General features: G+C 44.8%; 17 protein-coding genes. 9 read left to right on the top strand and 8 right to left on the bottom strand.

Going from position 1 to position 18,563, the window contains the following annotated elements; all coding sequences use genetic code 11:
- Positions 1 to 6: 6 nt before the first annotated feature.
- A complete protein-coding gene (locus MU515_RS08820; RefSeq protein ID WP_260260052.1) occupies positions 7 to 1,935 on the top strand; it encodes a polysaccharide biosynthesis protein in 1,929 nt (642 codons plus the stop codon).
- A 28-nt stretch (positions 1,936 to 1,963) separates the two neighbouring features.
- On the opposite strand, the gene pssA is transcribed toward MU515_RS08820, so the two are convergent.
- Both pssA and MU515_RS08810 read right to left on the bottom strand, forming a co-directional pair.
- On the bottom strand, positions 1,964 to 3,304 hold the full coding sequence (gene pssA / locus MU515_RS08815; RefSeq protein WP_260260051.1) for a CDP-diacylglycerol--serine O-phosphatidyltransferase: 1,341 nt from the start codon (positions 3,302 to 3,304) through the stop codon (positions 1,964 to 1,966).
- 117 nt (positions 3,305 to 3,421) lie between these two features.
- Positions 3,422 to 3,856 carry a GNAT family N-acetyltransferase gene (locus MU515_RS08810; protein WP_260260050.1) on the bottom strand — a complete coding sequence of 145 codons (435 nt, stop codon included), beginning with the start codon at positions 3,854 to 3,856 and terminating at the stop codon, positions 3,422 to 3,424.
- 88 nt (positions 3,857 to 3,944) lie between these two features.
- Between MU515_RS08810 and murB the strand changes: the two genes are divergently transcribed.
- The 6 genes from murB to galE all read left to right on the top strand — a co-directional run bounded on the left by murB (position 3,945) and on the right by galE (position 9,750).
- Complete coding sequence (murB, locus tag MU515_RS08805; protein ID WP_260260049.1) at positions 3,945 to 5,003, top strand: UDP-N-acetylmuramate dehydrogenase; 1,059 nt, start codon at positions 3,945 to 3,947, stop codon at positions 5,001 to 5,003.
- A complete protein-coding gene (gene birA / locus MU515_RS08800) occupies positions 5,000 to 5,989 on the top strand; it encodes a bifunctional biotin--[acetyl-CoA-carboxylase] ligase/biotin operon repressor BirA (RefSeq protein WP_260260048.1) in 990 nt (329 codons plus the stop codon). The genes murB and birA overlap by 4 nt, the downstream gene beginning before the upstream one ends.
- A gap of 111 nt (positions 5,990 to 6,100) precedes the next feature.
- Positions 6,101 to 6,427 (top strand): DUF3135 domain-containing protein, encoded by a 327-nt coding sequence (locus MU515_RS08795; RefSeq protein WP_260260047.1) that lies wholly within the window; start codon positions 6,101 to 6,103, stop codon positions 6,425 to 6,427.
- Between the two features lie 189 nt (positions 6,428 to 6,616).
- Positions 6,617 to 6,907: a co-chaperone GroES gene (locus tag MU515_RS08790; protein WP_021704551.1), complete on the top strand. Its 291-nt coding sequence runs from the start codon at positions 6,617 to 6,619 to the stop codon at positions 6,905 to 6,907.
- Between the two features lie 53 nt (positions 6,908 to 6,960).
- Complete coding sequence (groL, locus tag MU515_RS08785; RefSeq protein WP_260260046.1) at positions 6,961 to 8,604, top strand: chaperonin GroEL; 1,644 nt, start codon at positions 6,961 to 6,963, stop codon at positions 8,602 to 8,604.
- A 135-nt stretch (positions 8,605 to 8,739) separates the two neighbouring features.
- Positions 8,740 to 9,750, top strand: a complete 1,011-nt coding sequence (gene galE / locus MU515_RS08780; RefSeq protein ID WP_260260045.1) for a UDP-glucose 4-epimerase GalE — start codon at positions 8,740 to 8,742, stop codon at positions 9,748 to 9,750.
- Between the two features lie 74 nt (positions 9,751 to 9,824).
- On the opposite strand, the gene glpX is transcribed toward galE, so the two are convergent.
- Complete coding sequence (glpX, locus tag MU515_RS08775) at positions 9,825 to 10,832, bottom strand: class II fructose-bisphosphatase (RefSeq protein ID WP_260260044.1); 1,008 nt, start codon at positions 10,830 to 10,832, stop codon at positions 9,825 to 9,827.
- 320 nt (positions 10,833 to 11,152) lie between these two features.
- Here glpX and zapB point away from each other — a divergent pair, with 320 nt between their 5' ends.
- Positions 11,153 to 11,395 carry a cell division protein ZapB gene (zapB, locus tag MU515_RS08770; protein WP_260260043.1) on the top strand — a complete coding sequence of 81 codons (243 nt, stop codon included), beginning with the start codon at positions 11,153 to 11,155 and terminating at the stop codon, positions 11,393 to 11,395.
- 74 nt (positions 11,396 to 11,469) lie between these two features.
- On the opposite strand, the gene metF is transcribed toward zapB, so the two are convergent.
- The 3 genes from metF to MU515_RS08755 all read right to left on the bottom strand — a co-directional run bounded on the left by metF (position 11,470) and on the right by MU515_RS08755 (position 16,163).
- Positions 11,470 to 12,366, bottom strand: coding sequence for a methylenetetrahydrofolate reductase (metF, locus tag MU515_RS08765; protein WP_260260042.1), 897 nt, complete (start codon positions 12,364 to 12,366; stop codon positions 11,470 to 11,472).
- Positions 12,367 to 12,584: 218 nt separating this feature from the next.
- Complete coding sequence (locus tag MU515_RS08760; RefSeq protein ID WP_260260041.1) at positions 12,585 to 14,996, bottom strand: bifunctional aspartate kinase/homoserine dehydrogenase II; 2,412 nt, start codon at positions 14,994 to 14,996, stop codon at positions 12,585 to 12,587.
- Between the two features lie 3 nt (positions 14,997 to 14,999).
- Positions 15,000 to 16,163 carry an O-succinylhomoserine (thiol)-lyase gene (locus MU515_RS08755; RefSeq protein WP_260260040.1) on the bottom strand — a complete coding sequence of 388 codons (1,164 nt, stop codon included), beginning with the start codon at positions 16,161 to 16,163 and terminating at the stop codon, positions 15,000 to 15,002.
- Positions 16,164 to 16,390: 227 nt separating this feature from the next.
- Between MU515_RS08755 and metJ the strand changes: the two genes are divergently transcribed.
- A complete protein-coding gene (gene metJ / locus MU515_RS08750) occupies positions 16,391 to 16,708 on the top strand; it encodes a met regulon transcriptional regulator MetJ (protein WP_176286713.1) in 318 nt (105 codons plus the stop codon).
- A gap of 101 nt (positions 16,709 to 16,809) precedes the next feature.
- Here the strand turns inward: metJ and MU515_RS08745 are convergent, their stop codons facing one another.
- Together MU515_RS08745 and rpmE are read right to left on the bottom strand one after the other, a co-directional pair.
- Complete coding sequence (locus MU515_RS08745) at positions 16,810 to 18,087, bottom strand: malic enzyme-like NAD(P)-binding protein (RefSeq protein WP_260260039.1); 1,278 nt, start codon at positions 18,085 to 18,087, stop codon at positions 16,810 to 16,812.
- 227 nt (positions 18,088 to 18,314) lie between these two features.
- A complete protein-coding gene (rpmE, locus tag MU515_RS08740; RefSeq protein ID WP_260260038.1) occupies positions 18,315 to 18,536 on the bottom strand; it encodes a 50S ribosomal protein L31 in 222 nt (73 codons plus the stop codon).
- Positions 18,537 to 18,563: the final 27 nt, after the last annotated feature.

Below are 18,563 nucleotides of genomic sequence, written 5' to 3'. Positions count from 1 at the left end.
ATTTTTATGTCTAGGCTAAACTTTATATGGGGTTTATCTCGAATCTATAAGCGATTGATCAGTATTTTAATTGATACTGTTTTTATTATTTCTTCCTTTTATATCGCTTATTGGACTCGTGTTGGCTCTATAGAGTTAGTTACCATGCCTTCTGTAGGCATGGTACTTGGTGGTACGGTTATAATTACGACCCTAATATTTACAAAGTTAGGGTTGTATCGTGCAGTATTACGATATCTTACATTTCATGCTTTAGCGGTCGTTAGTGTTGGTACGGTTATATCGGCCATATCAGTTGCGACGTTGGCGTTTTATTTTGATGCTCCTATTCCTAGATCTATCCCTATAATTTATGGTGCATTTCTTTGCCTGCTGTGTGGTGGTTCACGTCTCATAGTTCGAGTTTTGATTGCTGAAACAAACAAGAAAGGGCGCAAAGCCGTATTGATCTATGGAGCAGGTTCTGCTGGTCGTCAGTTAGCTCTTGCTCTTCGAAATTCCGAGACTCACAAGGTAGTTGCCTTTATTGATGAGGATAAGACATTAAAGAACACAGTTTTGATGGGCTTAACTGTGCATCAAGTCAATCGAGCCCAATTTTTGGTTGATAAATACGATGTCGAGCAGATTTTACTTGCTGTTCCCAGTGCATCCCGTGCTCGTCGAAAAGAGATATTAAGCTCGTTAGTTCATCTTTCTGCTGAAGTTTTAACTGTTCCTGATATGCAGGATATAGTGGATGGAAAAGCGAAGATTGATGAGCTAAAAGATGTCGCTATTGAGGACTTACTTGGTCGCGATGCTGTGGCCCCTCAGCAAGTACTGATGGAAGCTAACATCAAAGGTAAGACAGTAATGGTTACTGGAGCTGGTGGCTCTATAGGTTCTGAGCTTTGCCGGCAGATTCTACGTAACAAACCAACCAAACTGGTCTTATTTGAGCTTTCTGAGTTTGGCTTGTATCAAATTGATAGAGAGTTAAATGCTCTAATAGAAAGAGAATCGTTAGATGTAGAGATTGTCCCCCTTTTAGGCTCTGTTCAACGAATTAATCGCCTAGCAACCGTGATGAAGAGCTTTGCCGTTCAAACTGTTTATCACGCGGCAGCATATAAGCATGTTCCTCTCGTTGAATATAATGTGGTGGAAGGTGTTCGCAATAACGTGTTCGGTACCTTTTATACAGCTCAAGCTGCGATAGAAGCGAATGTCAATTCGTTTGTGCTTATTTCTACAGATAAAGCAGTGAGGCCAACTAATGTTATGGGCACGACTAAACGAGTTGCTGAATTGGGTCTCCAAGCGCTAGCGCAGCAAGAAAATGACAAACTAAAAGGGACTAGATTCTGCATGGTTCGCTTTGGTAATGTTTTAGGCTCTTCTGGCTCAGTGATACCTGTATTTAAAAAGCAGATTGCGGCTGGAGGGCCTGTAACGGTTACCCACCCTGAGATTATTCGTTACTTTATGACCATTCCAGAAGCAGCACAGTTAGTCATTCAAGCAGGTGCAATGGGTAAAGGTGGTGATGTGTTTGTTTTAGATATGGGCGAGCCTGTCAAAATTACAGATTTGGCGACCAACCTCATTCAACTGTCTGGCTTGGATGTAAAAGATGAAGCCAATCCACATGGTGATATTGAGATCCTGTTCTCAGGCTTACGTCCCGGCGAGAAGTTGTTCGAAGAGTTATTGATTGGCGACAACGTTGAGAAAACAGCGCATGAGCGGATCTTAACTGCGAATGAGAGTTTTTTGCCAATGGAAGAATACCAAGTGCTGCTGTCGGCATTGGATAATGCATGTCATAATTTTGAGCATGAAAAAATACGTCAATTGCTTTTAGATGCACCGACTGACTTCAACCCCACTGATGGGATCGGTGATTTAGTCTGGAAGCAATATCGTTCAGGTGAAATTCAAAGTGTCCATTAGTAAAAAAGCGCCTGTAGGCGCTTTTTTACTAGAGAATTTGTCTCAAAATCTTATCCACCTTTACCCGCGTAATTTTACGCATTAGCTTTTGTACGACTTCTGGGTAGTCTTCCACTTTTTCCAATTGCTTGTATGTACAAATCAGTTGTGTGTGTTGGAGGATGTTGTCGATTTCACTCTCGAACTTGTTTGTTAGGTGATCGTAGTGATCTTGAATAAGCAGGGCATTTTCAAGGTCTAGTTTCCATGCTCGAGGGTTCAAGTTGTTGCCTGTCAGTAGCATGTAGCGCTTGTCTACCCAAATGCCTTTTAGGTGGAAGCTGTTTTCTTCGTGCTTCCATAAGTGTATAGACAGCTTGCGTGCTGCGATGTTTGCTTCGTTAATCTTGGCGAACTGGCGTAAATTACGCTCGTATAGGTAAGGCAAACCACCAATGGTTTTAAACTCTTTATCTGGTGCAATAAAGAAGTCATTTGCTGTTTTGTCGCCAACAACAATGGTGACTTTAACGCCGCGTTTAATTGCTTTTTTTACCTCTTTAGCCACACTGCGTGGGAAATTGAAGTAAGGTGTACAAATCACGATTTCATCTTTAGCCAGTGCTAGCAGATGATTGACGTTTTGATTCAGTCGATTGCGTTTTTTACCGACTCCAACTAGCGGTGTGATAGCGACTTGCTCAGAAGTGGCTTCTTGGTGTTCAAACTTGTACTGAGAACTAGCTAACGAACCTCGAAGCTGGCGAATTCGAGCTTTGATTTCTTTTGTCTCAGGTCTTGCTGGGCAAGCCAGATTATTGACCGCGGGATGAGCGATCATCTCTTCTTGAACAAATTGTACCATGCTGTCAGCAAGTGCTTTGTTTTGCAGTGTATGGTAACGATCGAAGCGGTACTTATCTTTATAGTTAAGGTAAATATTGTTTAGACTTGCACCGCTGTAGATAACAGTATCATCGATGATGAAGCCTTTTAAATGTAATACGCCAAACACTTCACGGCCACGTACTGGTACACCATAAGTCGGGACTTTATGTTCATAGCGATTATGAAACGCTTGATACATCGACGCATTGGTTTGAGTCGCTTCTGCTCCAATCAATCCACGCTGAGCTCTATGCCAATCGACACATATGTTGATGTCTAACCCAGGATTGCGCTGCTTTGCTTCATAAAGCTCAGTGAGAATCTCACGTCCAGCGTCATCATCTTCCAGATATAGGGCAACAATATAGATGCGCTTGCTCGCTTCCTGAATCGCTTTTATTAAGCGATGCCTAAAATCTACTGCTGAAAAAAGCACTTCAAATTGAGAAGGGTCTTGCGCGAGAGTAGGAAGGTGTTGGAAAGAGTGCCTGTTAGCGATCATGTCGATTAATAAACCTTTTATTGGCAAGTGTTAGCGTTGGCAAACATAAGCCCACAAGTAAGCAGAAGACGGATATTACCAAATCTAAACCTAGCTTTACCAGATTTCCCGCTGAGTTCATGATAATTCTGGCAGATAATGCATTGGAATGAGATCTTTCCCACTCTTAACATACCGTTGATAAAGGCCTTTTAGACTATTTGACATGGATTCTGGCTCAATAGTTGCGAAGCCATGTTTTTGGTAAAAGGGTTCTAAATGGCTATAAGCAAAGCAATACGTCGTTTCAGATAATGTATGCTCGCGACAGTAACTCATCAATTGATGAGCATAGCCTTCTCCTCTGTGCTCGGGCACGACTAACATACCGGTTAGCAACTGAAATTGTTCGATAGGGCGAAAGCGAACCACACACACAATGTGATTTAATTTGTAGCCTACTATGGTGAGTTCGTTTTTCTTGGCTTTACCCGATGGGTAGTGCGCTTTATATAAATGGGAAATTAGAGGGATTTTGATTGGCTCAAGGGAAGCAATAGTCAGCTCGCTCATTTTCTAGGCCTTAGTATGATCTGCATTAGGAACTATGTAGAATAGCCACAGTGTAAATGACATAACCGATCGGGTGCAATTCGAACTCATGCAAATTCAAACCAATGCCAGTCTCCGTCAGTACCATACCTTTGCAATAGACCAACCGAGTGAGTTGCTTGTGACAGTCGAATCTATTGATGACATCAAACAGATTTATTTGAAAGCCGATTGGTTAGAGCTGCCTAAGCTAGTCTTGGGCTGTGGCAGCAATATGCTTTTTACTGCTCCTTATCGTGGCGTCGCTATCATCAATAGATTGAAAGGTATTGATGTCCGAGAGAGCGAAGAACACTGGCATTTGCATGTTGCAGGAGGTGAAGATTGGCCTCGTTTAGTGCAGTGGACTGTTGAGCGAGGGTTTAATGGCTTAGAAAACCTGGCATTAATTCCCGGTTGTGTTGGTTCTGCCCCAATTCAAAATATAGGCGCTTATGGCCTAGAGCTGAAAGATGTGTGTGAATATGTCGATGTCCTCGAACTTGAATCTTTTGAGGTTAAGCGGTTATCTGTAATCGAGTGTCAGTTTGGTTATCGAGATTCTATTTTTAAACATGCGTTGGTTGAAAAAGTCATTATTGTCGCAGTAGGCTTGAAACTAGCTAAAAATTGGCAACCAAATTTAGCTTATGGCCCATTACAATCTTTTTTGGCTGAAACAGTAACAGCGAAGGAGATCTTTGACCAAGTTTGTCAGGTGCGAATGGAGAAGCTCCCCGATCCCGCTCAGATTGGTAATGCAGGTAGTTTTTTCAAAAACCCAGTGATAAGTGCACAGCAATTTTCCGAGCTTCAATCGCAATACCCTAGCATCGTTGGATACTCGGTAGGTAGTGAGGCAGATAGTCCTGTCAAGCTTGCGGCTGGGTGGTTGATTGATCAGTGTGGCCTCAAAGGGCATCAGATTGGTGGCGCGATGGTTCATCCCAATCAGGCACTAGTTTTGGTGAACGCAGATAATGCATCAGCGCAGGATGTCATTAGCCTCGCTGATTTTGTGCGCCAATCAGTTTGGCAAAAATACCATGTTGCGTTGGAACATGAAGTGAGATTCATGGGAGAAACAGCAGAGACCAATCTTAACCAGTTGCTAGGAGAGCTTGAGTGAAAGAGCACAGCGCTAAACTAAGCATACTTAAATATCTATCTGATGGTGAGTTTCACTCCGGTGAAGATTTAGGTGAACGATTAGGCATCTCGCGAGCGGCGGTCAGTAAACATATTAAAGGGATACAAAGCTGGGGAGTCGATGTATTTAGCGTCCAAAGAAAAGGTTACCGCCTTGCTGCGCCAATGCAGTTACTCGACCAACAGCAACTGTCGGAGCTTGTTTCCGTCCCTGTAGAGCTCATTTCGGTGATTGATTCGACCAATCAATATCTATTGGATCGTGCGGATAGCTTGTCTTCCGGGCAAGTGTGTATCGCAGAATACCAAGAAAAAGGTCGAGGTAGACGCGGGCGTGAGTGGGTTTCACCATTCGGTTCTAATTTATACATGTCTATGTATTGGCGTCTCGATGCAGGAATGGCTGCTGCTATGGGGCTGAGCCTTGTGGTTGGGGTGGCTATTGTCGAAGCCTTGGAAAAAATGGGCGTTGAGGGGATTAAGCTTAAATGGCCGAATGACCTTTATTTTGAGGACAGAAAGCTTGCAGGCATTTTGGTTGAAATGTCTGGCCAAGCTGGCGCTGCAGCAAACTTAGTGATTGGTATGGGCATGAATTTGATGATGCAAAACAATCAGCAGGCGCCGTCAAATAACATTACTTTACAGGGCATTACACAGCCTTGGGCAAGTTTAAGTGAAGCTATTGGGGCTGATGTTATTGACCGGAACAAACTCGCAGCGACGTTAATCAATACGCTTGATAGTGCTCTAAGAGAATACGAAGATTGTGGAATGACAGGTTTCGTGTCGCGTTGGAATCGCTTAGATAATTTTATTGGTCGCGAAGTGCGTTTGATCATGGGTAACAAAGAGATTAAAGGTATTGCCCAAGGTATCAATGAGCAAGGCGCTGTTTTAATTAAAACTTCGCAAGGATTAGAGAGCTATATTGGCGGTGAAATTTCGTTACGTCCTTCTGTTTGATTCAGCTTTCTTGCTTTGGGTGTCTTAAAAATAAGACTGTCAGTATACGCAACTGGCTAACATATGAACTAGGCTCAATGTTATTAAGCAATAAAGCATATGGAAGCCACTATGAGTCAGCCAGCATTAAATCAGAAGCTACCAAGTTTTGATGAACTTGTTAAGCTTGTACAAGAGGATGAATCAGCTTTTGAGCAGTTAAAACGTGAAAAATGCGAAGAGATGATTCGTTCGGCTTCATCCGTTATGCGAGATAGACTTTGGGCACAGCAAAGCCATATCGATCGGCTTGTAGGTCACTGCAAAAACCCGAATCATGTCAATGTTGTTCTGATGCAAGAGCTTGTAAAGCAAGTGGGTAAATTTCAAGATACTCTGTACGATTCCGAACAGGCAAGTGCGGAGAGTAATATTCTCCACCTGAATTGTCGGCGATGAATCGCCTTAAATATTCACTTTGAACCAAGGGCTCTGATTTGAGCCCTTTTTGTTGCCTTTCTCACAAAAAAAAACCTTTTGCCCCCTTGGGTTTGATTTTGTTGTCCCTCATATAGTGTTCATAAGGCTTCAACTCTGTTGAGTTTGAGATAAATTACCAGAAAAACAAATATTCAGGAGAGACGACCAATGAACATTCGTCCATTACATGACCGAGTTATCGTAGAGCGCCAAGAAGTTGAATCTAAGTCAGCAGGTGGCATCGTTCTTACTGGCTCTGCTGCAGAGAAATCGACTCGCGGTGTTGTTCTTGCTGTAGGTAAAGGCCGCATCTTAGAAAATGGCTCAGTACAGCCATTGGACGTTAAAGTTGGCGATACTGTAATTTTCGCAGAAGGCTACGGCACAAAAACTGAGAAAATCGATGGTAAAGAAGTTCTGATCATGTCTGAAAATGACATCATGGCGATCGTTGAGTAATCCTCGCCACTCTATTTGAATCGACAGAATTAAAGAATTTAAAGGAAATAACGATGGCTAAAGACGTTAAATTTGGTAACGACGCACGCGTAAAAATGCTTGAAGGTGTAAACGTTCTGGCTGACGCAGTAAAAGTAACCCTAGGCCCTAAAGGTCGTAATGTAGTTCTAGACAAATCTTTCGGTGCTCCAACTATCACTAAAGATGGTGTATCTGTAGCGCGTGAAATTGAGCTTGAAGACAAGTTCCAAAATATGGGCGCGCAAATGGTTAAAGAAGTAGCGTCTCAAGCTAACGACGCTGCGGGTGACGGCACGACAACGGCAACAGTGTTAGCACAAGCAATTGTGAACGAAGGCCTTAAAGCAGTTGCTGCTGGTATGAACCCAATGGATCTTAAGCGTGGTATCGACAAAGCGGTTATCGCGGCAGTTGAAGAGCTAAAAGCGCTTTCTGTTCCATGTGCAGATACCAAGGCGATCGCTCAGGTTGGTACTATCTCAGCTAACTCTGATTCAAGCGTAGGTAACATCATTGCTGAAGCAATGGAAAAAGTTGGCCGCGACGGTGTTATTACCGTTGAAGAAGGTCAAGCTCTACAAGATGAGCTAGATGTTGTTGAAGGTATGCAGTTCGACCGTGGTTACCTATCTCCTTACTTCATCAACAACCAAGAAGCAGGTTCTGTTGATCTAGAAAACCCATTCGTTCTTCTTATCGACAAGAAAGTATCAAATATTCGTGAACTTCTTCCAACTCTTGAAGCAGTAGCTAAAGCGTCTCGCCCACTACTTATTCTTGCTGAAGATGTTGAAGGTGAAGCTCTTGCAACGCTAGTTGTAAACAACATGCGTGGTATCGTGAAAGTTGCAGCGGTGAAAGCGCCTGGCTTCGGTGACCGTCGCAAAGCAATGCTACAAGACATCGCAGTTCTAACTGGTGGTACAGTTATTTCTGAAGAAGTGGGTCTAGAGCTTGAAAAAGTAACACTAGAAGATCTAGGTCAAGCTAAGCGCATTGCGATCACTAAAGAAAACACAACCATCATCGATGGTGTTGGCGAAGAAGCGATGATCCAAGGTCGTGTTGCTCAAATTCGTCAACAAATCGAAGAAGCAACTTCAGACTACGACAAAGAGAAGCTACAAGAGCGTGTTGCAAAACTAGCGGGTGGTGTTGCAGTGATCAAAGTTGGCGCAGCAACTGAAGTTGAAATGAAAGAGAAAAAAGATCGCGTAGAAGATGCACTTCACGCAACTCGCGCAGCGGTTGAAGAAGGCGTTGTTGCTGGTGGTGGCGTTGCTCTAATCCGCGCAGCATCGAAGATTGTTGATCTTGAAGGTGACAACGAAGAGCAAAACGTTGGTATCCGTGTTGCACTACGTGCAATGGAAGCGCCAATTCGTCAAATCACACGTAACGCAGGTGACGAAGAGTCAGTAGTTGCGAATAACGTGAAAGGCGGCGAAGGTAGCTATGGCTACAACGCAGCAACAGGCGAATACGGCGACATGATTGCAATGGGTATCCTAGACCCAACTAAAGTAACTCGTAGTGCACTACAGTTTGCTGCATCAGTTGCTGGCCTAATGATCACAACTGAAGCAATGGTAACTGACCTACCAGCTAAAGACGCTCCAGCGATGCCTGATATGGGCGGCATGGGCGGAATGGGTGGCATGGGCGGTATGATGTAATTAGGCTTTCGCCGATTTATCTATAAACTTTGTCATCTTATTGAAGAAATTAAGGCGGAAGTGTCACTTGGCACTTCCGCCTTTGTTATAATTGGATTACAGCATTTAGTCATTAAAACCAATAGGGATAAAAGAATGAAAGTATTAGTCACCGGTGGTATGGGGTATATAGGTAGTCACACGTGTGTACAGATGATTAATGCTGGCATTGAGCCTATTATTATCGACAACCTTTCTAATGCTAAGCAAGAAGTCCTCAATCGTATTGAAGCATTGACGGATAAGCGCCCAGCATTTCATTTAGGTGACATTCGAGATGAAGCATTCCTAGATTCTATTTTTACTCAGCATGACATTAGCGCGGTTATTCATTTTGCGGGCTTAAAATCGGTGGGTGAATCTGTTGCTAAGCCACTCGAATATTACGACAACAACGTTAATGGTTCATTGGTATTGGCTCGCGCTATGCGTAAAGCTGGTGTGAAGAACTTAATATTTAGCTCTTCCGCAACTGTCTATGGTGACCCTGAGATAGTACCTATTACTGAAGATTCACCTACTGGCGCGACGACTAACCCATATGGCACCAGTAAACATATGGTTGAGCAATGTTTATCTGATTTATTTGTGGCAGATAGTGAATGGAGTATTACGTTGCTTCGTTACTTTAATCCCGTCGGTGCGCATCCATCGGGTACTATGGGGGAAGACCCTCAAGGTATCCCAAATAACTTAATGCCATTTATTGCTCAGGTCGCTGTTGGTCGTAGAGAAAAACTGTCTGTTTTTGGTGATGATTACCCAACGCCAGATGGAACCGGGGTGCGTGATTATATCCACGTTATGGACTTGGCTGATGGCCACCTTGCAGCCCTAAAATCACTACAGAATAAAGCTGGTCTTCATGTATACAACCTTGGTACAGGCAATGGTTCAAGTGTGTTGGAAATGGTAGCTGCTTTTGGCCAAGCGAGTGGTAAACCCGTTCCATATGAAGTATGTGAACGTCGACCAGGTGATATTGCAGAATGCTGGGCAAGTACTGAGAAAGCTCTGAGAGAACTTGGTTGGAAGGCGACCCGTACTATCGATGAAATGACGCAAGATACGTGGAATTGGCAGTTAAACAATCCGCAAGGCTATTAACCTAAGAAAACGTCAGTAAAAATAAAAAGGCTTCCAACTGGAAGCCTTTATTGTTTGTGAGCTCAATTCTGCGATTAAAGAATGATATCGCGTACTTCTGGGTCTTTGCGCTCAAGGTAGTGTGTTGAGCGGATACGACGGATAGTGCGGCAGCGACCGCGAATCAGTAACGTTTCAGTTGTCGCGATGTTACCTTTACGAGTAATGCCATCGAGTAGATCACCTTTGGTGATGCCCGTTGCAGCAAATACCACGTTATCGCTACGCGCCATGTCGTCCATTTCAAGCACGATGCCTGCTGTCACGCCCATTTCTTCACAACGTTTTAGTTCTGCTGCGCCGTAAATGCGGTTCTCTTCAGTTTCACCTTTTACTTCATGACGTGGCAGTAGGCGGCCATGCATGTCGCCATCTAATGCGCGAATAACTGCTGCAGAAACCACACCTTCAGGAGCGCCGCCAACACAGTACATTACGTCTACTTCGCTGTCTGGCATACAAGTCAGGATAGAGGCAGCTACGTCGCCATCTGGCACAGCGTAAACACGTACGCCCATAGCTTGCATTTCAGCGATAACCTTATCGTGACGAGGCTTAGCAAGAGTGGTCACAACCAAAGTATCTAGAGATTTGTTAAGCGCTTTAGCGATGTTCTCTAGGTTCTCTTTAAGTGGTTTGTTTAGGTCAATACAGCCTTTCGCGCCAGGGCCAACAACAAGCTTTTCCATGTACATATCAGGCGCTTTTAAGAAGCTGCCTTTTTCACCTGCAGCAAGAACGGCTAGGGCGTTGGATTGGCCCATTGCTGTCATGCGTGTGCCTTCGATTGGGTCAACGGCAATATCAACAGCGTCGCCACCTGTGCCCACTGTTTCACCGATGTAAAGCATAGGCGCATCATCAATCTCGCCTTCGCCAATAACAATTTCGCCGCTGATCTCTGTTTTGTTTAATAGGGTACGCATAACTTCAACTGCAGCACCGTCTGCTGCGTTTTTATCGCCACGTCCTAACCATTTATAACCAGCTAATGCAGCACCTTCAGTAACTCGAGAAAATGCCATTGCTAAATCGCGTTTCATGATGACTCCAAACAAGTGAGGGGAAGAGTAAAATTTGGCGCGATTCTATCACATCAATAAGGAAACGTTTGCTTTTTTGCCAGTTGGAGATTGAACTCGATCAATGAAGCACTGTAAAGTGACTCTCAAGCGCCTATTTTCCTGAGTAATTCGTTGTTACGTTAGGTGATTGTCAATAAGCGTCGCTTTTTTAGCCGAATAGCGCAAAATATCAAATATAGGGCGTGTTTATCTTCTTCGCGCTGAGTAGAATGAAGGCAATATGTGAAGTGTGTGAATGACCTTCACCTCAACCGATTAAATTTAAAAGGTAGGCTACGATGTCTTTTGAAGTACTAGAACAACTAGAAGCAAAAATTCAAACAGCAGTTGATACAATCGCACTTCTACAAATGGAAGTAGAAGAACTTAAAGAAGAGAAAGAAAAGCTAGCGACGGAAGCGAACGAACTACGTTCAAGCCGTGAAGAGCTAGAGCAGAAATCTCAGCAAATGCAGCAAGAGCATTCCGCATGGCAAGATCGCATCCGTAACCTACTAGGTAAGATGGATGAAGTAGAGTAATCCTACATTCGAACAGATACAGAAAAGGCTGAACGTGTTGTTCAGCCTTTTTCGTTTTCGAGCGTCTGGAAAGTTTATGCTTGAGGGCGCACGCCTAAAGTGTGGCAAAGTGCGTAAGTCATTTCTGCGCGATTTAGCGTATAGAAGTGGAAGTCTTTTACCCCTTCGCGGCTTAGAATGCGCACCATGTCGAGGGCTTGGCTAGCACCTACCAACTGACGTGTAGTTGGGTCATCGTCTAGCCCTTCAAATTGTTTTGCCATCCAGCCCGGTACTTTCACATTGTTCATCGCCGCAAAGCGAGAAGCTTGCTTAAAGTTTGATACCGGTAAGATGCCCGGTACGATTTCTACATCAATGCCTGCTGCCACGCAGCGATCTCTAAATCTTAGGTAGCTTTCTACATCAAAAAAGAACTGCGTGATGGCTCGGTTTGCACCTGCGTCGACTTTACGCTTTAGGTTGAGTAGATCGGCTTGAGCGCTTTTGGCTTCTGGGTGAACTTCAGGGAATGCCGCTACCGAGATATCAAAATCATGGCGAGTTTTGAGTAGTTCGACTAAGTCAGATGCGTACATATCCGGTGCACCGCCGCCTGGTGGAATATCACCGCGCAGAGCTACGATACTTTCAATACCGTTAGCCCAGTAATCATCGGCGATTTGAATCAATTCTTCGCGACTTGCGTCAATACAAGTTAGGTGAGGCGCGGCGACTAAGCCTGTTTCTGATTTGATTTCTTTTATGATGGAGTGGGTGCGATCACGTTCGCCGGAGTTTGCACCATAGGTAACAGAAACAAATTTAGGCTTCAGAGTTTTAAGGCGGTGAACAGAATTCCACAACGTTTCTTCCATCTTTTCACTACTTGGTGGAAAAAACTCAAATGAGACGTTGATATTGTCATTGCCTGAAAGTTCGGCAATGTTCTGATTCAAAGCGTCTATATGGCTGGCGTGCGTATAACCCATCTTGCTCTCCCTGTGGCTACCTTTGCCACCCTATCAATTTGAAATCCTTTTTGACGTTTAGACGTCTATATGTCCACAGAATGTAATGAATAGAGGTTAATGTCAACTGAGAGAGTATGAATTTTTTTCAACTTCACAATTAACTTTGTTCAAGTTGTTGCCGGAGAAATGAAATGGCCTCACTGAGAAGCAAGGCCATTGTGGGTCAGTATGCGTGCTTACAATTGACTAGAGAGTAAGTTGAGATCTGATTGAATTGCACCTGCGGTGACTTCTTTACCTGCGCCAGGGCCGCGGATAACCAATGGATTATCTTTGTACCACTTACTTTCTATGGCAAAAATGTTGTCACAAGGAAGAAGGTTAGCAAGTGCGTGCTCACGTGGTAGCGCTTCTACACCAACGCTAGCTTTCCCGTTCTTTTCTAGACGTGCAACATAACGTAGCACTTTATCTTCGCGCTGAGCCTTTTCTAGTCTTTCAGCTAATAACGTACTGAGCAGTTGGCTTTTATCTAAGAAATCATCAAGGGGTAGGTTAGCGAGCTCCTCAGGAACCAAGCTCTCTACTTTTACGGCTTCAGGTTCAAGTGCGAGGCCTGATTCACGGGCGATGATAACCAATTTACGCATGACATCTGAGCCATCTAAATCGTGGCGAGGGTCAGGTTCAGTTAGGCCTTGTTGCCAAGCGAGGTCGACTAACTCAGCAAAGGGTACTGATCCGTCGTATTGTTGGAAAAGCCATGACAAAGTACCTGAGAAGATACCCGAAAGCGCGATAATCTCATCACCACTTTCACGCAAATCACGCACAGTATGGTTTATAGGCAAGCCGGCACCAACAGTGGCATTGTAGAGCCAATGGCGATTAATCTTAGCGAATGCATCTTGTACTTGGTGGTAGTACTCGCTAGATGCAGAGCCCGCGACTTTATTGGCTGAGATAAGGTGCATGCCTTGTTCTGCAATCTCCAAGTAGCGGTGAGCGAGTTCTTGGCTTGCGGTAACATCCAACACAACCACATCGTCGTAGCCTTGAATCGAGCCAAGTTGAGTAATCCACTCATTACCATTGTATTCACTGGCTTCTTCATCAAAGTGAGTACTAACTGAGGCAGCATCAATACCATCTTGATTGAACCAGTATGTTTGGCTGTCGATCACGGCGACCAGTTCAAAGTTCATCCCACGACGTTTTTCTAGCTCAGATTTCTGCTCGGCGAATAGTTCTAACCAGCTTGTGCCGATATTACCTTTGCCGCATAACGCGACTGCAACACGCTTTTGTGCTTGGAATAGTTGGCTATGAATGCCTTTAACCAGTTGCTCTGTTTCTGTTTTACGCAGCACAGCAACCAAACTTAAGCCTGATTGTGACTCACTAATAAACTCAACAGGCAGGTGTTTTAGCTGCTGATAGAAGCCGTAGCAGTGATTAGGGTTTTTGGTTACCCCCGCACCTACGGCTGCCACCATAGAGAAGCCTTCTTTGAGTTTAATTTCAGCTTCTGTGGCTATGTCTTGTAAATAGCTCAATGCACCTGCGGCGATTTCAGCGGTATAAGCAAGGCGAAGAGAGTGTTTGTCTTTCAACACGTCATAGGCGAGTGGTTCTAGCTGAGCGCGTTTTAGCGAAGCTAACGTCTCTTTTTGTAGACGTGAAAAATCGTGGCCAGAAGAGAAATTTAACTGGATTAACATAACATCATCTAGAGATGAGATGATCTTGGCGCCGCGGCCAGAAGCTAACACACGCTCAATGCGGGTCGAGCCAGATTCTGGCTGATAGCTGCAACGCAGATGCAAATCCATTGTACTTTGTGCGACAGGCTGAAGCGTGCGGCTGTGAAGTACAGGGGCGGCTAAACGAGCCAGTTCACTAGCCTCATCTAAGCGCAGCAATGGCAATAAGCATGCATCACTGACTAAGCGTGGATCTGCGCTGTATACGCCAGCAACATCGCTCCAGATAGTCACGCGGGTTACCTCTGCCAATGCGCCAATCACGGTCGCTGAGTAATCTGAGCCATTACGCCCGAGCAGCACGGTATGGCCTTGTGAGTCTTGCGCCATAAAGCCAGTAATCACTACACGATGATGGCTATGCTGAGCTAATACCTCTTTCAGTAGTGGGTAAGAAGTACCACGGTCAACTTCTGGTTGTGTGCCGGCTTCTGCACGAAGAAAAGCGCGCGCATCTTGGGCGATGGCCGCCAAGTTATGTTGATTAAGCAGCGCAGCCAATAAGCGAGAAGACCAAACTTCACCATGGCCAAGTACAGCCGCTTGTTCGGCTGTGTTAAGTGGTGCGGTCAGTTCACCTAATGTGCTGATCTCATCATTAAGCTGAGCAAGCAGGTCTTGTTGAATTGGTTCTTCAATTAACGATGTAATCAGCTCTGATTGAAACTGACGCAGCTCTTGAAGCGCTTCGTGAGCTAATCGACCATCTTTATTTAGCCCAGCTAGAAACTCAATCAAACGGTTAGTGGTTTTGCCTGCAGCGGAAACCACGATTAAGTCTTCTTGGTTGGAGTATTCTTTGAGAATATTAACTACACGGCGATAGCATTCAGGGTCTGCTAGGCTACTGCCACCAAATTTGTGCAACTGACGTTCAACAGTCATGGGTTAGCCCTCCTGCACTGAGCTGAATGCTTGTTGTAAATCGGCAATCAGGTCTTTTGGATCTTCTAGACCGACCGATAAGCGTAATAATTGTTGAGAAACGCCAGCTTCGGCAAGGGCGGCTTCACCCATCGCTCTGTGAGTCATCGAAGCTGGATGACATATCAAGCTTTCTACCCCACCTAATGATTCTGCGAGTGAGAATAGCTTTAGGTTAGTCACAAATTGCTTTAGCTGCTCAAAGCTAGCGGCAAACTCAAAGCTGAGCATTGAGCCAAATCCACTTTGCTGTTTTAACGCGATTTCATGGCCTGGGTGTTCAGGGAGGCTAGGGTGGTAGATGGTATTCACGAGAGGGTGCTGTTTTAAAAACTCGAGAATTTCCGCTGAGCTTTCTTCATGCACTTTCATGCGCGCGCCAAGGGTGCGTATACCGCGCAGTGTCATGTAGCTATCAAATGGCGTGCCCGTCGCACCGATGCAGTTGCCCCACCAAGCTAAGTCTTCGGCGTGTTGCTCTGTTTTGGTGATCACCACACCGCCGATGACATCGGAATGGCCATTAATAAATTTGGTGGTGGAGTGGATGACAAAGTCAGCGCCCAGCTCTAAAGGCTTTTGGAACACAGGTGTCAAAAAGGTATTGTCTACCGCAACTAGCGCACCTACTTGTTTGGCTTGCTGGCAAACCTGCGCGATATCCACTACGCGAACCAATGGATTCGATGGTGTTTCAATTAAAACCAATTTAGGTTTTTGCGCTAGGGCATCAGCAAGGGCTTGTGGGTTAGACTGGTCAACGAACAGAACCTTGAAGTCACCTTTTTGAGCGCGAGTATTGAACAGGCGGTAAGTGCCGCCATAGCAATCATGGGGCGCGATGATTAAATCGTCAGGGCCAAGAAAGGTGGTTACCAAAAGGTTAAGGGCCGAAGTGCCACAGTTGGTTACTACAGCGCCTTTGCCCGATTCTAGGTCAAACAGAGTTTGTTCTAATAAACCTCGGTTTGGGTTGCCAGAGCGGGTATAATCGTATTTTGGCACATCGCCAAAAGCCGGAAATCCGTAGTTAGTTGAAAGGTAAATTGGCGGAACAACCGCATGATGTTGGGTGTCAGACTCAATGCCAGTGCGAACCGCAATAGTAGCGGGCTTGTGGTTGCTCATACGTGTATCCTTTCAAAGCATGACTTGTAAATGATGACTTGTCAGTGCGAATACGCTCTATCTAGTAATAACTATTTAACGTATTCTTAATCCATTCCCTTTACTCTACTTCTCATTTTTTGAGACGTCAACACATCTAGACGTCTAAATGTCTTTGCTTGTAGCCTTAAAAGCCGCTAAAATTGCAGTTTGTAAAATCTAATGACAGACAATAACGAAGGTACGCAATGGCAGACTGGAACGGCGAATACATTAGCCCATATGCTGAGCATGGAAAAAAAAGTGAACAAGTAAAAAAAATTACCGTTTCAATTCCATTAAAAGTATTGAAGGTTTTAACCGATGAGCGCACGCGCCGTCAGATTAACAACCTGCGCCATGCGACTAATAGCGAGCTATTGTGTGAAGCATTCTTGCACGCATACACTGGCCAACCTCTGCCAACAGATGAAGACTTACGTAAAGATCGCCCTGATGATATTCCAGCTGAAGTGAAAAAGCTGATGACAGAGATGGGCATCGAGTTCGAAGCATTCGACGAATAAGCTTGGTTGAACTCTCTTTCTTGAGGGCTTCAAATCGCGCTGAATACAAAAACCGCAGTGATGACTGCGGTTTTTTACGTTTGAAGCTGACTAAAGAGCGATTAAGCGTTCATGTAGTTTTCTGGCATATCGATACGAGCCACGCCAGAATCAACTGCGGCTTGAGCAACTGCTTTGGCTACGCGTGGCAGTAGGCGAGGGTCCATCGGTTTTGGAATGATGTAATCAACACCAAACTCTAGCTTATCTGCGCCAGCCGCTTTGAGTACTTCAGCTGGTACTGATTCTTTCGCAAGTTGACGAATCGCATCTACGGCAGCCAGTTTCATCTCATCGTTAATTTCGCTCGCGCGAACATCAAGCGCACCGCGGAAGATGAAAGGGAAACACAGAACATTGTTTACTTGGTTCGGGTAGTCACTACGGCCAGTACCCATGATGAGGTCATCACGGACTTGGTGTGCAAGTTCAGGTTTGATCTCAGGGTCTGGGTTTGAACACGCAAATACAACAGGCTTATCAGCCATGAGTTTAAGCGCATCAGCTGGAAGTAGGTTCGGGCCTGATACACCAAGGAACAGGTCTGCACCTTCAATGACATCTTCTAGTGTGCGTTTGTCAGTGTTGTTAGCGAACAGTTTTTTGTATTCGTTTAAGTCATCACGACGAGTATGGATCACGCCTTTGCGATCCAGCATGTAGATTTTCTCACGCATCGCACCACATTTAATCAGTAGTTCCATACATGCTACCGCTGCTGCGCCTGCGCCAAGACAAACGATGGTTGCTTCTTCTAGCTTCTTACCTTGCAGCTCAATCGCGTTCAGCATACCGGCTGCCGTTACAATCGCAGTACCGTGTTGGTCATCATGGAATACTGGAACGTCACAACGCTCAATCAGTTGCTTTTCGATCTCAAAACAATCCGGTGCTTTGATGTCTTCTAGGTTGATGCCACCAAAAGTATCGGCAATGTTAGCTACCGTATCAACGAACTCTTCAATAGTGCGGTGTTTTACTTCGATATCAATCGAGTCTAAGCCAGCAAAACGCTTAAACAGTAGCGATTTACCTTCCATTACTGGTTTAGAAGCCAGTGGGCCTAAATTACCAAGACCAAGAATTGCTGTTCCGTTAGAAATAACCGCAACCATGTTGCCTTTCGCCGTGTACTTGTAGACGTTGTCAGGGTTTTGCGCGATTTCACGCACAGGCTCTGCAACGCCTGGGCTATATGCAAGAGCCAGGTGCTCTGCTGTTTCTGCTGGCTTGCTCAGCTCAACAGAAATTTTGCCCGCAGTCGGGTAGGCATGGTAGTCCAACGCTTGTTGGCGGAATTGTTCTTCAGGGGATAGCTCTTGATTATGGTCATCAGACATAGGGGGAAATACTCATCGTTATTAATAGTTAAGCGAGAGTTATTCTAGAGTATGTAAGTCAAGCTGCATAGGAAGGATTGCGACTCAGGTGGCTTTTACCCGCTGGATTTGTGCTGATAAGACCAGCTAACTCGCATTTTAACGATTGCCCAATTGCTGAGCAAAAATAGCAGGCAACAAAAAAGGACGCCTGAGCGTCCTTTTTAGAATCGGTTAAAAAGTAATAATTACTTCTTGCCGCTTGATAGAGCACCGAAACGCTTGTTGAAGCGATCAACACGGCCGCCTGTATCAACGATACGTTGCTTACCAGTGTAGAATGGGTGGCACTTGTCACATACGTCTAGGTGGATAGATTCCTTCGCTAGAGTAGAGTTGAACTCGAAAGAGTTACCGCAAGAGCAAGTAGCGTTTACTGCTTTGTATTCTGGGTGGATACCAGCTTTCATGGGAGAACCTCAATAATAGGCCGTGTC

This window comes from Vibrio intestinalis (assembly GCF_025195085.2).
GTDB lineage: Bacteria > Pseudomonadota > Gammaproteobacteria > Enterobacterales > Vibrionaceae > Vibrio > Vibrio intestinalis.
This window is presented reverse-complemented; position numbering and strand designations above follow the sequence as displayed.